10 protein-coding genes are annotated in these 13667 nt (G+C 66.3%); 6 read left to right on the forward strand and 4 right to left on the reverse strand.

Annotated elements, in window-relative coordinates:
* Nucleotides 1-23: 23 nt before the first annotated feature.
* Together IP91_RS05160 and IP91_RS05165 are read right to left on the reverse strand one after the other, a co-directional pair.
* Nucleotides 24-2279, reverse strand: a complete 2256-nt coding sequence (locus tag IP91_RS05160) for a xanthine dehydrogenase family protein molybdopterin-binding subunit (RefSeq protein ID WP_145647654.1) — start codon at nucleotides 2277-2279, stop codon at nucleotides 24-26.
* A 13-nt stretch (nucleotides 2280-2292) separates the two neighbouring features.
* A complete protein-coding gene (locus IP91_RS05165) occupies nucleotides 2293-5445 on the reverse strand; it encodes an EAL domain-containing protein (RefSeq protein WP_145647655.1) in 3153 nt (1050 codons plus the stop codon).
* A gap of 192 nt (nucleotides 5446-5637) precedes the next feature.
* On the opposite strand from IP91_RS05165, the gene IP91_RS05170 reads away from it, so the two are divergent.
* A complete protein-coding gene (locus tag IP91_RS05170) occupies nucleotides 5638-6150 on the forward strand; it encodes a DUF1993 domain-containing protein (protein WP_145647656.1) in 513 nt (170 codons plus the stop codon).
* A 99-nt stretch (nucleotides 6151-6249) separates the two neighbouring features.
* Here IP91_RS05170 and IP91_RS05175 read toward each other — a convergent pair whose 3' ends face one another.
* Both IP91_RS05175 and IP91_RS05180 read right to left on the reverse strand, forming a co-directional pair.
* Nucleotides 6250-6459 carry a DUF1289 domain-containing protein gene (locus IP91_RS05175; RefSeq protein WP_145647657.1) on the reverse strand — a complete coding sequence of 70 codons (210 nt, stop codon included), beginning with the start codon at nucleotides 6457-6459 and terminating at the stop codon, nucleotides 6250-6252.
* Nucleotides 6452-7009 carry a DUF1415 domain-containing protein gene (locus IP91_RS05180; protein WP_145647658.1) on the reverse strand — a complete coding sequence of 186 codons (558 nt, stop codon included), beginning with the start codon at nucleotides 7007-7009 and terminating at the stop codon, nucleotides 6452-6454. The genes IP91_RS05175 and IP91_RS05180 overlap by 8 nt, the downstream gene beginning before the upstream one ends.
* A gap of 253 nt (nucleotides 7010-7262) precedes the next feature.
* Here IP91_RS05180 and IP91_RS05185 point away from each other — a divergent pair, with 253 nt between their 5' ends.
* From IP91_RS05185 to IP91_RS05205, 5 genes are all read left to right on the forward strand, one after another.
* Nucleotides 7263-8627: a transglycosylase SLT domain-containing protein gene (locus tag IP91_RS05185; RefSeq protein WP_145647659.1), complete on the forward strand. Its 1365-nt coding sequence runs from the start codon at nucleotides 7263-7265 to the stop codon at nucleotides 8625-8627.
* A 365-nt stretch (nucleotides 8628-8992) separates the two neighbouring features.
* Nucleotides 8993-9784, forward strand: a complete 792-nt coding sequence (gene fabI, locus IP91_RS05190) for an enoyl-ACP reductase FabI (protein WP_145647660.1) — start codon at nucleotides 8993-8995, stop codon at nucleotides 9782-9784.
* 419 nt (nucleotides 9785-10203) lie between these two features.
* Nucleotides 10204-11700 carry a DEAD/DEAH box helicase gene (locus IP91_RS05195; protein ID WP_145647661.1) on the forward strand — a complete coding sequence of 499 codons (1497 nt, stop codon included), beginning with the start codon at nucleotides 10204-10206 and terminating at the stop codon, nucleotides 11698-11700.
* Nucleotides 11701-11984: 284 nt separating this feature from the next.
* Nucleotides 11985-12935 (forward strand): L,D-transpeptidase family protein, encoded by a 951-nt coding sequence (locus IP91_RS05200; protein ID WP_145647662.1) that lies wholly within the window; start codon nucleotides 11985-11987, stop codon nucleotides 12933-12935.
* A 21-nt stretch (nucleotides 12936-12956) separates the two neighbouring features.
* A complete protein-coding gene (locus IP91_RS05205) occupies nucleotides 12957-13661 on the forward strand; it encodes a M23 family metallopeptidase (RefSeq protein ID WP_145647663.1) in 705 nt (234 codons plus the stop codon).
* The last annotated feature ends 6 nt before the right edge of the window (nucleotides 13662-13667 follow it).

Consider the following 13667-nt stretch of genomic DNA (forward strand, 5'->3'; position numbering starts at 1 on the left):
GCAACTGACCGCGGCGGCTGGTGTCAACCGAGCTTCAACGGCAGGCTGCGCAGCCGCCGCCCCGTCAACCTGAACACGGCGTTGGCCACCGCCGGCGCGATCGGCGGCACGCCCGGTTCGCCCACGCCCTGCGGCGGTTCGCCGGACAGCACGATGATGGTCTCGACCTGCGGCGCCTGGTCCATGCGCAGCACGGGGTAGTCGCCGAAATTGGTCTGCTGCACCTGTCCGCCCGCCACGGTGATCTCGCCGCCCAGCGCGGCGGACAGGCCGAACACCACCGCCGATTCCATCTGCTGCGCGATCAGGTTCGGGTTCACGGCGAAGCCGCAGTCGATGGCGCAGAACACGCGGTGCACGCGGATCGCCCCGTCGGCCACCGACACCTCCGCCACCTGCGCGACCACGCTGCCGTAGCTGCCGTGCAGCGCCACGCCATGGGCGCGCCCCTTTGGCGCCGTGCCGGCGCCGCGCACGGCCGCATCCAGCACGGCCAGTTCGCGCGGGTGCGCGAGCAGCATCGCGCGGCGCAGCTGCACGGGGTCCTTGCCGGCGGCATGGGCCATCTCGTCGAGGAAGCTCTCGCGGAAGAACGCGTTGTGGGAATGGCCGACGGAACGCCAGTAGCCAAGGGGCACGGCGCTGTCGACCACCGCGTGGGCGATGCGCTGGTGCGGGATCTCGTAGGGCATGTCCGCCGCGCCTTCGACGGTCGTGCGGTCCTTGCCGGCAAACCGCAGGCCCAGGTTGCGCCGCAGGTATTGGGGCGTGAGTGCGCCGCCGGCCGCGCGCAGCTCCCAGCTCTTGACGGTGCCCGCGGCATCGAGCGTGGCGGCCAGGCGCGCCAGCACGGCCGGGCGGAACACGTCGTGCATCACGTCCTGTTCGCGGGTCCACACCAGCTGCACGGGCTGGCCGCGGCATTCGCGGGCGATGGCCACGGCCTGCGCGATCATGTCCGTTTCCAGGCGCCGGCCGAAGCCGCCGCCCAGAGGGTGTTCATGCAGCTCGACATTGTCCGTGCCGACCCCGGCCACCCTGGCCGCCGCCGCAACCGCCAGCGTGGGCACCTGCGTCGACACCCACAGCCGCACCTTGCCATCCGCCACCTGGGCCGTGCAGTTGAGGGGTTCCATCGCCGCGTGGGCCAGCAGCGGGACGCGGTACTCGGCCTGCACCACCGCGGCATGTTCGTGCACCCCGGCCACGTCGCCGCGGCTGTAGTGCAGCGACTCGTCGCCCTCGTCGAGCGCCCGCGCCATCGCACCGAACAGGTCCGCCGTCGACAGTGCCGTGTGCGGGCCCGGTTCCCAGCGGATCGCCAGCGCCGCCGCGGCCTGGCTGGCCTGCCAGTACGTGTTCGCCACCACCGCCACGCCGGCCTGCGCGCCTGTCTGGCCGGACAGCGCGCCGCTGCAGTCGATCACGCTCAGCACGCCCGGCATGGCCAGTGCATCGGCCAGGTGGATGCCGGCAATGGTGCCGCCGATGGTGGGCGACATGCGCAGGGCCGCGTACAGCATGCCGGCCGGCCGCGCATCGATGCCGAAGCGGGCCGCACCGGTGCTCTTGCCGTGCGCATCGCGGCGCGGCACGCTGCTGCCCAGCAGCCGGAACGCATGCGGCGCCTTCAGCCGGGGCGCCTGCGGTGTTTCGCTTGCCGCGGCGCGCGCGAAGCTGCCGAAGGTGGCCTTGCGGCCGCTGAGGTCATGCCACAGCTGGCCGTCCGCGGTGCGCACCTGCGCCAACGGCACATCCCAGGCGCGGGCCGCGGCGGCGACCAGCATCGCCCGCGCCGCGGCGCCCGCCTCGCGCATCGGCAGCCACAGGTCGCGCATCGACGACGAGCCGCCCGTCACGTTGATGCCCAGCTCGCGCGCCACCTTGGCCAGCGTCCAGCGCGCCAGGTCCGGCACGGCGCCCGGCTCGTCCGGATGGAACGGCAGCGTGTCTGCCAGCACCACGGTGTTGGCATAGATGTTGTCGCGCGGCGCCATCACGATGCGCACGGCATCGAGCGGCAGGTCCAGTTCCTCGGCCACCAGCATCGGCAGCGCGGTATGGATGCCCTGGCCCATTTCGGCGCGCGGGATGGCCACGGTCACCGTGTTGTCCGGCGCGAGCGCTACCCAGCCGTTCAGGGCGACGGCTTCGCCACCGACGGGAAACGGCGCGGCGGCATGCAGCCGCTGGCGCGGCGGCAGCGCACCCCAGCCGACGACGAGCGAGCCCGCCGCGGCCGTCCCGGCCAGCAGGAAACGGCGGCGTGTGATGGTCACCACGGGTCCCCCGTTACGGCAGCCAGCGCCGCAGCAGGTCGTCCGGCATCACCGGGCGGCTGTAGAAGTAGCCCTGCGCCTGGTTGCAGCCGTGGCGCAGCAGGAAGGCGGCCTGTGCGTCCGTCTCCACGCCTTCGGCGATCACGGACAGGTTCATGCTCTTGCCGAGCTGGATGATGGCAATCGCGATGGCCTCGTCGTTCACGTCCAGGTGGATGTCCTTGATGAACGAGCGGTCGATCTTCAGCGTCTTCACGGGCATCTGCTTCAGGTAGGCGAGCGACGAGTAGCCGGTGCCGAAATCGTCGATGGCCAGGCTGACGCCGATCGCGTGCAGGTCGTTGATGAAGGCCAGCGCGTCGCCCGTGTTCATGATCACGGATTCCGTCACCTCCAGCTGCAGCCGGTGCGGCGCCAGGCCCGTCTCGGCGAGAATGTCGCGCACCGTGCGCACGATGGTGCCGCGCTCGAACTGGCGCACCGACAGGTTGACGGCGATCTTCGGCACCACCAGGCCGGCGCGCTCCCAGCGCACCATCTGGCGGCACGCCTCGCCCAGCACCCATTCGCCCAGCTGGCTGATGAAGCCCGTGTCCTCGGCCAGCGGAATGAAGCGCACCGGCGGCACCAGGCCCAGCTCCGGATGGTTCCAGCGCACCAGCGCCTCCACGCCGATCAGCCGGCCCGTGTCGATCTCCACCTGCGGCTGGTAGTTGAGGAAGATCTCGTCCTTCTCGATCGAGCGGCGCAGGTAGGTTTCCAGGCGCAGGCGTTCGACGCCTTCGCCCGTCATCGACGGCGCATAGAAGCGGTAGCCGTTGCGGCCGCGCGCCTTGGCCTGGTACATCGCCACGTCGGCATTCCGGATCAGCATGTTCAGGTCCGTCGCATCGGACGGGTACAGGCTGATGCCCACGCTGCAGGTGACGAACAGCTCGTGGCCGCCGACGACGAACGGCTGCTCGAACATGGCCACCAGCTTTTCCGCCACCAGCGTGGCGGCGTACTGGCCGTCCACGCCTTCCAGCAGCACCACGAATTCGTCGCCACCCAGCCGCGCCAGCGTGTCGCCGTCGCGCAGGCGGGCCGACAGCGCACTGGCCACCTTGGTCAGCAGCTCGTCGCCCACGTGGTGGCCGAGCGTGTCGTTGACGTTCTTGAAGCGGTCCAGGTCGATGAACAGCAGCGCCAGCTGCTCCTGCGAGCGGCCGGCGCGCTGGATCGCATGCAGCAGGCGGTCATTGAACAGCAGCCGGTTCGGCAGCGCCGTCAGCGGGTCGTGGTGGGCCAGGTGGTCGAGCTTTTCCTGCGATTCCTTGACCAGCGTGATGTCGCTGAACACGCCCACGTAGTGCTTCGGCATGCCGCCGGCGAGTCCGGCTGCATCATGCTGCTGGCCGGCGTGCGTGTCCTTCACGGCGGTGATCGTGAGCGCCTCGAGGAACTGCTCGCCGTTCTTGCGCAGGCACCACAGCTCGCCGTGCCAGTAGCCCGTCTCGACCAGTTCCTTCCACAGGCCCGCGCGGAAGGTGTCGTCATGGCGTTCGGAGCGCGTGAGTTCCAGGCCGCGGCCCAGCGCCTCGGTTTCCGTGTAGCCGGTGATCTGCGTGAAGGCCGTGTTGACGGCCACGATGGTGCCGTGCCCGTCGACCACCATCACGCCGTCGGCGATGTGTTCCAGCACCGTGGCCGACAGGCGCAGCTTTTCTTCCGCTTCCTTGCGCGCCGTGACATCGGCATACACCCAGATGCTGCCGTCGTTGGGGCGCTGCTGGTCGATGGCGCAGCCGCTCACCAGGCACCAGAACAGCGTGCCGTCCTGGCGCCGGTAGTGGCGCTCCTCGCTGAAGTATTCGCCCTGCCCCAGGGTCGGATACTGGCGCGCGCCGGCCGCCTCGAAATCGAACGAGGTCGGGAACACGATCGCGGTGGACTTGCCGACCATCTCGCCCGGCGCGTAGCCGAACAGCTCCTCGCAGCGGCGGTTGACGGACAGGATGGTCCGGTGGCGCACGAACATCACGCCGAACATCACGTTGTCCAGGATCGCGCTCTGCTCGGCCAGCAGCGCCTCGATGCGCATCTCGTTGTCCTTGCGCTCGCCGATATCGGACAGGATGCCGTCCACCCACGCCGCGCCGCCGTCGGGCGGGATCTGCGGCTGGCCCGTTTCCATCACCCAGCGCTCGGTGCCGGTGGCATCGATGATGCGGTATTCCGTTTCGTAGGCCCGGCCGTCGGCCAGCGCTTCCTTGACGGCGCGGCGCTGCATGCGGCGGTCTTCCGGCGTGATCAGGTTGACCCAGGAGTGCGTGGTGCCGCGCATCAGCTGGGCCGCCGTGTAGCCGGCGATGTCCTCGATGGCGTCGCTGACGAACTCGATCGGGCCGTCCGGCCGGTAGCGGAACACGGCGCCCGGCACCTGCGTGACGATGGTGCGGAAGCGTTCCTCGCGCTGGCGCACGTCCTCGAACAGATGGCGGATCGCCACGCGGGTCTGCTCCAGCTGGCCGGCCAGGCGGCCCAGCTCGTCGCTGCGGCGCGCCTGCAGCCCGGTCTCGAAGTCGCCCTGCGACAGCCGTTCGGAGAAGTGCATCAGCCGGCGCAGCGGCCGGATCACGCGCTTGTTCAGGAACAGCACGATCAGCAGCAGCGACACCAGCAGCTGGGCGCCGAGCACGAAGATGTAGGAGCGCTGCTTCTCGCGCAGCTCCTGGCGGCTGCGGGCGTCGTCCATCTCGACCATCACGTGGCCGATCCGTTCGCCGCGTACCACCACGTCGCGCTCGGCGCGCAGCACGTTGCCGAGCGGGCGGGCCGGCGACTTCAGGTGGATGAACTGGGTCGCATCCTGCCCCGTCACCTGCACCTGCACGACGGAGCGGTCGCGCATCACCGACTCGACCAGCGAATGGGCCGCTTCGGCATTCATGTTCCACAGGGATTCCTGGATGCCCAGCGCCAGGATATCGACATTGCGCTGCAGCGTTTCGTTGAGCGCCGTGCGTGCCGACTGGTGCTCCCGCACGCCCACCAGCAGATAGCTGCCGACGATGGCGGGCACGATCAGGCCGCCCAGCACCACCAGCAGCAGGGATCCGTAGATCGATTGGCCGTACAGCGTACCGAGGCGGGCGCGCAGGCGGTGGATCAGCGGGTGCGTCATGCTGCTGGGATCAACACAGCCTGGAAGGTCGGAAGCATCGGGAATGCGGCCACAAAATTATCGTGGTGCAATTATGCACGCAAAGGGGCCGCAAAGTCACGGTTACGGCAGTGGTGCGGGGCATGGCGGCAACGGCCCGCACATGGCTGCGCCGAACTTGTTATGATCTTTCCTCTTACCAGAGGAGCCGCCATGAGTTTTTCGCTGTATACCGCATCCATTCCCGTGTTCCGCCAGATCCTGACCAGCCTGGCCGATATCCTCGACAAGGCCGAGCAGCACGTGGAAGCGAAAAAAATCGATCCGAACGCGCTGCTGCAGTACCGCCTGTTCCCGGACATGCTGCCGTTCACGCGCCAGATCCAGATCGCCACCGACTTCGCCAAGGGCGCCGGCGCGCGCCTGGCCGGCCAGGACGTGCCGAGCTACGAGGATGGCGAAAAGAGTTTCGGCGAGCTGAAACTGCGCATCCGGAAGACGCTGGTGTTCCTGGACAGCCTGCCGCAGGGCGCGATCGAGGACGGTGCCGAGCGCGCCATCACGACGGGCAGCGGCGAGAAGACGCGCCACTTCATCGGCCGCAACTACCTGCTGCATTACGCGCTGCCGCACTTCTTCTTCCATGCCACGACGGCCTACGACATCCTGCGCCACAACGGCATCGAGATCGGCAAGAAGGATTTCATCGGCGCGATGCCGGAATAAAGACCGGGCCCGAAGCAGCAGGCCCCCGGATGATGCCTGGTCCGACATTTTTTCCGGAGGATTCACCCGGAGAAAGTGCCAGACAGCGGTGTTCCGCCTTCACCCATTCCGGCGCGGATACCCCTGCGCCAGGATGCGCTGCCACACCACTTCCTTCTGCTCGGCGCTCATGGACACCCAGTGCGCCACCTCGATATAGGTGCGCCCGCAGCCGCGGCAGACATCGTCGAACGTCGTTGAACACACTGCCACGCAGGGCGTGTCGGCCCGCTCCGGCAGCGGTTGACCGTCTTTCGGATCCTCAGCCATGGACACGCGGGAACAGCTTGTCCCAGCCCTCGTGCCCCAGCTGCTCCATCGTCTCGATATTGCGCTCGAAAATGGCTTCCGCTTCGGGAAAGGCTTCGACGGCGCGCTCCACGCTCTCCTCGCGCAGCAGGTGCAGCGTGGGATACGGCGTGCGGTTGGTATAGTTGCCGATGTCGTTCTTGCCGGTATCGGCAAACTGGTAGTCCGGATGGAAGCTGGCCACCTGAAGTTCGCCGTCAAGCTGCATGTCTTCCAGCGCTGCGTCGGCCACGTCGAGGAACTCGTTGTAGTCTTCGAAGTCAGACAGCACGTGCGGGTGAACGATCAGTGTGGTGTCCACCTGCTCGGCCGGCGTGTCGGCAAGGAACTGCAGCTCGTCCATCAGGAGTTCCAGCAGTGCCTCCGGCGTATCGGCATCCGAGTACACATAGCGGATCTGGCCCTTGACGTGCACGGCTTTCGCGAAGGGGCAAAGATTGAGGCCGATCACGGCTTTTTCCAGCCATTCGCGGGTGGCGGCAATGGCGGTCGTTTGGTCGACGGTATTCATGTGGCATCCTGGTTCAACAGCAATCGGGCATTGTACGCACGCGGTGCGATTCCCGCTAATTGTCGCGATTTCGCAGCGATTAATGGCTATTTCGCCATCATCTTTACCATCGCCGCGCTAAAGTTTCTTTGTAACGGCGCCGACATATTGCTTGACGGCGACCGGACAATATCCTTACACTCGGCCTTTAAATTGGTAGTCCGTCCCGCCCTGGCTTGCCCGGGTTATTTTGACGACAACACAATGGAAAGCTATGCATATCAAGACAATCTCCCTGCTGGCGGCGTTCCTCGCGACAGCACCGGCAGTCAGTCAGGCCATCGAATCGAGCACGAACCTTCCGCTGATTCCTCTGTCCGCCACCACCCGGGCTTCTGCACCCGACCTCGCAACACCCACTCCTCCCGTTGTCAAAAGCGCCAGTAAAACGGCCCAGTCCGAAGACGCGTTCCGCGAAACGGACGTGTGGAACCGCATCCGCTCCGGCTACGCGATCCCCGACCTGAACAATGCCCTGGTGACGAAGCATACGAACTGGTATGCCGAGCGTCCCGACCACATGGCGCGTACCTCGGCACGTGCTTCGCTGTACCTGTTCCACGTCGTGACGGAACTGGAAAAGCGCAATATGCCGACCGAACTGGCCCTGCTGCCGTTCATCGAATCCGCGTTCAACCCGGTGGCCGTGTCCAGCGCCAACGCCGGCGGCATGTGGCAGTTCATGCCTGGCACCGGCCGCGACCTGAACCTGAAGCAGAACGGCTTCAAGGACGACCGCCGCTCCGTGCTGGCCTCGACCGATGCCGCCCTGACTTACCTGCAGAAGCTGTACGACATGTTCGGCGACTGGCAGCTGGCACTGGCCGCGTACAACTGGGGCTACGGTTCCGTGCAGAAAGCCATTGCCACCAACCGCGCCGCCGGCAAGCCGGTCGACTTCGACAGCCTGGCGTACCTGATGCCGGCCGAGACGCGCAATTACGTGCCGAAGCTGCAGGCCGTGAAGAACATCATCGCCAACCCGGCCCGCTTCGGCCTGGCCCTGCCGGCGATCCAGAACGAGCCGTACTTCACCGCCGTCGACAAGACGAGCGACATCGACATGGCCGTCGCCGCCCAGCTGGCCGAACTGTCGCTGGACGAATTCAAGGCGCTGAACCCGCAGTTCAAGCGTCCCGTGATCACCGGCGGCGAGCAGACCCAGATCCTGCTGCCGAAAGCGAACGCCGAGAAGTTCCACCTGAACCTGGCGCAGTGGGGCCGCGCGCTGTCCTCGTGGACGACGCACAAGGTGACCAGCGCGCGCGAGAACATCGCCTCGCTGGCCTCGAAGTTCCGCACCACGCCGGAAGTCATCCGCCAGGCCAACAACCTGCCGTCGCGCGGCATGCTGGTGGCCGGCTCGACGATCCTGGTGCCGAAGATCTCCACCAGCGCCAACCTGGACATTCCCACCAATATCGCCGAGAACGCCACCGTCGACGTGGTCGACGAACCGGTCGCCAAGCGCAGCAACTACCGCCAGGCGAAGTCGTCGGCCAGCAAGTCGAAGTCGCCGATCAAGCTGGTCAAGGCGCGCGTCTCGCGCAGCGAAGCGGGCAAGAAGCGGCGCAACTGATTCGTCGGCATCGCCACCCCAAGGCTGCCCCGGCAGCCTTTTTTATTACGGCCCAGCCCGTGTCCACCGTGGGGTCAGACCCCGACATGGACACGGACCCATCTTTACCGACCCTGAATGGCGCTGGCCGTATATCGGTTAGTTGCGGAAAGAGCGTGCTATTGCTCGGGCTTATTGTCGAGCTCGTGTCCTTGTCGGGGTCAGACCCCAAGGTGGACACGGGCTCGGCTGTAGAGGCGGCGTAAAACCTTGCCAAGCTTGCAGGCATCGCGGCCAAGCCATACAATCTCGATCCTGCGGTAATACCCTACTAAAACAACAACCCATGCTTGCGCCGGAAGCGCGCACAGCCACCTGGAGTAATCATGGCTTTCTTGCAAGGCAAAAAAATCCTCATCACCGGCCTGCTGTCGAACCGTTCGATCGCCTATGGCATCGCACAGGCCTGCCACCGCGAAGGCGCCGAACTGGCCTTCACGTACGTGGGTGAGCGATTCAAGGACCGCATTACCGATTTCGCCGCCGAGTTCGGCAGCAAGATGATCTTCGACTGCGACGTGGGCAGCGACGAGCAGATCGAAGCGCTGTTCCGCGACCTGGCCGGCCAGTGGGACCGCCTGGACGGCTTCGTGCACGCCATCGGCTTCGCGCCACGCGAGGCGATCGCCGGCGAATTCCTGGACGGCCTGTCGCGCGAGAACTTCCGCATCGCCCATGACATCTCCGCCTACAGCTTCCCGGCGATGGTGAAGGCCGCACTGCCGCTGCTGAAGGAAGGCTCGTCGGTGCTGACGCTGTCCTACCTGGGTGCGATGCGCGCGATCCCCTATTACAACACGATGGGCCTGGCGAAGGCATCGCTGGAAGCCTCGGTGCGCTACCTGGCCGAGAACCTGGGCCAGCACGGCATCCGCTCGAACGGCATTTCCGCAGGCCCGATCAAGACGCTGGCGGCCTCCGGCATCAAGGATTTCTCGAAGCTGCTGGGCTTTGCCGCCAACCACGCGCCCCTGCGCCGCAACGTCACCATCGAGGAAGTGGGCAACACGGCCGCGTTCCTGCTGTCGCCCCTGTCCTCCGGCATCACCGGCGACATCGTCTACGTGGACGGCGGCTTCTCGCACGTGATGGGCCTGAACGCCAGCGATTACCTGTAATGCCGCCCGCTTCGGCTGCGCGCTTCAGATAGCCGTGCAGTGTCAGCCGAAATCGGGTATGATGTCGTTTGTGCGTTGCAATATGCGGCGCATGATGGGCGCGCAAGCGACATCGCAGAAGCACCAAAGAGCAATAAAAAATTCCAGGGCCCCGTCCCTATAATCAGCATCGCAAGCCTTCGCGCTTCCCGGTTTCATCTGCAGGGCACCTCGTCTCACTCGGTAGCCAGAGCAGTTGCCCTGAATAGCGCTTATTAAAAGCCCCCCGCCCCAGCGTGTCGCATCCAGACACCGTCCCGGCGCAAAGCTTTTGTGCCGAAATTTCTATTCTTGAAGTCTAGAGTCATTTCGTTTGGTTGGCGTTGCTATGTTGCGTTCCACCGTTGGTGTGGAAACGCGCAATTTTACGAAAGAAATACATGAGTTTTGAAGCAACTGGCCTGAATCCGTCCATCCTGAAAGCCCTGACCGACGCCGGCTACACCGCGCCGACGCCCGTGCAGGCACAGGCAGTTCCTGCGGCGATCGCCGGCAAGGACCTGCTGGTCTCGTCGCAGACGGGTTCGGGCAAGACGGCCGCCTTCATGCTGCCATCCCTGCACCGCCTGGCCGAAATGACGCCGGAAGGCGCACCGACCGGCCGCACGCCGAACCAGGAACGCCAGGCCGCCGGTGCGCGCGGCGAGCGTCCCCGTTTCCAGCCGGCCCGTCCGAAGATGCTGGTGCTGACCCCGACGCGCGAACTGGCGCTGCAGGTCACCACGAACACCGACAAGTACAGCGTCAACCTGCGCCGCATCAAGGCCGTCTCCATCCTGGGCGGCATGCCTTACCCGAAGCAGATGCAACTACTGTCGCGCAATCCTGAAATCCTGGTGGCGACGCCGGGCCGCCTGATCGATCACATGGAGTCGGGCAAGATCGACTTCTCCGAGCTGCAGATCCTGGTGCTGGACGAAGCGGACCGCATGCTGGACATGGGCTTCATCGACGACATCGAGAAGATCGTCGCCGCCACGCCGGCCTCGCGCCAGACGATGCTGTTCTCGGCCACGCTGGAAGGCACGGTCGGCAACATGGCCCGCCGCATCACGAAGGATCCGATGACGATCCAGATCCTGCAGGCCGCCAACAAGCACGAGAACATCACGCAGCGCGTGCACTTCGTGGACGACCTGTCGCACAAGAACCGCCTGCTGGACCACCTGCTGCGCGATGAAAGCCTGGACCAGGCCGTCGTCTTCACGGCCACCAAGCGCGATGCCGACACGATCGCCGACCGCCTGAACATCGCCGGTTTCTCGGCCGCCGCACTGCATGGCGACATGCACCAGGGCGCCCGCAACCGCACGCTGGACAGCATGCGTCGCGGCTCCGTGAAGGTGCTGGTCGCCACCGACGTGGCCGCCCGCGGCATCGACGTGCCGACCATCACGCACGTGTTCAACTACGACCTGCCGAAGTTCGCCGAAGACTACGTGCACCGCATCGGCCGCACCGGCCGTGCCGGCCGCAACGGCCTGGCCATCTCGCTGGTGAACCATGCGGAAAACATGCAGGTGCGCCGCATCGAACGCTTCACCAAGCAGTCGATTCCGGTGAACGTGATCGAAGGCTTCGAGCCGAAACGCACGGCAGCGCCACGCTCCGCCGCGCGTCCGGGCTGGAAGCCAGGCGAAGGCCGCAAGCCGGGCCAGCGCAGCTTCACCCCGCGTGACGGCGCCCCGGCACCGCGCGAAGGCGGCGGCTTTGCCCGCGACAGCGGCCACTACCGCAGCGAAGGCACTCCGTTCCGCAGCGATGCGCGTCCGGAAGGCCAGCGTCGCGAAGGCGGCTTCCGCAAGGAAGGCGCCCCGGCCCGCCGCGATAGCGCCCCGCGTTCGGACGCACCACGCCGTCCTTGGACCGAGCGTTAATCGCGCCCAGTCCAACGTGACATGAAAGCCGCCGGTTCGCCCGGCGGCTTTTTTTTTGCCTGCGCTACTGCCCAGCTCGTGTCACCTGGGGTCAGGCCCTGTGACACGGCTTCAGCAGGATAAACGGTCCAGACTCCCTGCTGCAAAGCGGGGCTAGCCACAGGCAGTCAAAGGCAAGCTGGTGTGGATGAGCTCATCGACACGAACTCATCAGCAAGCGGCGGCGGCATGCCTCTGTACGCTGCCGTACAGAGTTGCAGGAGGACAGTGGGCACACTGGACCCATGAAAAAACTCATCCTTTCCCTGCTGATCGCCGCGCCGCTGGCGCAGGCCCAAACCACCCCGCCCGCGCCAGCCGCTGCGCCGCAGGCGCCACAAACGCCACAAGTCGCGCCGCAAGACTCGCCGGAACTGCGCGCCCAGGTCCTGCTCGACCGCGCCCACTTCTCGCCCGGCGAGATCGACGGCGAATACGGCAGCAATATGCGCCAGGCACTGGCCGGCTTCCAGAAGTCGCGCGGGCTGCCCGTCACGGGCAAGCTGGACGATGCCACGCTGGCCGCGCTGGACGACCGCCAGCCGATCGTCGGCAACTACACCCTCACGGAAGCGGACGTCAACGGTCCCTACGTCGCCGTACCGGAATCGATGGCCGAGAAGGCCAAGTTGTCCGCGCTCGGCTACGCCAATATCTTCGAAGCCCTGGGCGAGCGCTACCACGCCAGCCCCGCCCTGCTGAAGGCGCTCAACCCCGGCAAGACCTTCCGCGCCGGCGAGCAGATCATCGTGCCGAACACGGGCGCCGCCGCGGCGCTGCCGGCCGCGAAACGCCTGGTCGTCGACAAATCCGACCGCGTGCTGCTGCTGCTCGACGCGGACGACAAGGTGATCGCCCAGTTCCCGGCCAGCACGGGCAGCGAGCACGATCCGCTGCCGATCGGCCAGTGGAAGGTCAATGGCGTGGGCCGCAATCCGGACTACAGCTACAACCCGAAACTGTTCTGGGATGCCAAGCCGGGTGAAGGCAAGGCCATCATCAAGCCGGGCCCGAACAATCCGGTGGGTGTCGTCTGGATCGACCTGTCGAAGGAGCACTATGGCATCCATGGCACGCCGGAGCCGCGCATGATCGGCAAGACGGAGTCGCATGGCTGCATCCGCCTGACGAACTGGGATGCGGCGCTCGTGGCCACGGCCGTGTCGCCGGGCTTTGCCGTCACACTGCAGGAATAATTCTATAAAAGGGAGGCGCAGATGAAATGGTTCGTGACTTTGCTGCTGGGCGCAGCGCTGGGCGTGGTGGCCGCGGTCTTGTGGCTGGGACGGGGCGTTCCCGAGGCGGGCACGGCGGCACCAGGTCCGGCCGTCACGCCAGCGCCGGCCGCCGCGCCCCCTGCCGCAGCACCGGCCCCGGCGCCTGCCGCGGGCGTACCGCTGCCGTCGAGTGAACTGCCCGAAGTGGTGCCGCCCGCCCCGGTCTCCCCGGCCACCACCAGCGTGGACATCGATGTGAAACCGGCGATCGGCCCGCTGCTGCTGCCGGTGGCCGGCGTCAGCGCGAAGGAACTGACGAACACGTTCGAGCAGCCTCGCGGCACCGAGCGCCGCCATGAAGCGCTGGACATTCCCGCGCCGAAGGGTACGCCGGTCTACGCGACGGCCGATGGCAAGATCGTCAAGCTGTTCAACAGCAAGCCGGGCGGCATCACCATCTACCAGTTCGATCCATCGGAAAAATACGCGTACTACTACGCCCACCTGGATGGTTACGCGCCGGACCTGAAGGAAGGCCAGCAGGTGCGCCGCGGCCAGATGATCGGCTACGTGGGCGTGACGGGCAATTCGGATCCGAACGTGCCCCACCTGCACTTCGCGATCTTCGAGCTGAACGCGGACAAGAAATGGTGGGAAGGCACGCCCGTCAACCCGTACCCGTACCTGACGGGCCAGACGAAGTAGACCGGC

The sequence above is a fragment of the Pseudoduganella lurida genome (assembly GCF_007830455.1).
Classification (GTDB): Bacteria; Pseudomonadota; Gammaproteobacteria; order Burkholderiales; family Burkholderiaceae_D; genus Rugamonas; species Rugamonas lurida.

Excerpts from the sequence above, each read along its gene's own strand:
- IP91_RS05170 (WP_145647656.1), top strand. The coding sequence starts at position 5,638 with ATGAGTTTTTCGCTGTATACCGCATCCATTCCCGTGTTCCGCCAGATC.
- IP91_RS05205 (WP_145647663.1), top strand. The coding sequence starts at position 12,957 with ATGAAATGGTTCGTGACTTTGCTGCTGGGCGCAGCGCTGGGCGTGGTG.
- fabI (WP_145647660.1), top strand. The coding sequence starts at position 8,993 with ATGGCTTTCTTGCAAGGCAAAAAAATCCTCATCACCGGCCTGCTGTCG.
- IP91_RS05185 (WP_145647659.1), top strand. The coding sequence starts at position 7,263 with ATGCATATCAAGACAATCTCCCTGCTGGCGGCGTTCCTCGCGACAGCA.
- IP91_RS05175 (WP_145647657.1), bottom strand. The coding sequence starts at position 6,459 with ATGGCTGAGGATCCGAAAGACGGTCAACCGCTGCCGGAGCGGGCCGAC.
- IP91_RS05180 (WP_145647658.1), bottom strand. The coding sequence starts at position 7,009 with ATGAATACCGTCGACCAAACGACCGCCATTGCCGCCACCCGCGAATGG.
- IP91_RS05165 (WP_145647655.1), bottom strand. The coding sequence starts at position 5,445 with ATGACGCACCCGCTGATCCACCGCCTGCGCGCCCGCCTCGGTACGCTG.
- IP91_RS05200 (WP_145647662.1), top strand. The coding sequence starts at position 11,985 with ATGAAAAAACTCATCCTTTCCCTGCTGATCGCCGCGCCGCTGGCGCAG.
- IP91_RS05195 (WP_145647661.1), top strand. The coding sequence starts at position 10,204 with ATGAGTTTTGAAGCAACTGGCCTGAATCCGTCCATCCTGAAAGCCCTG.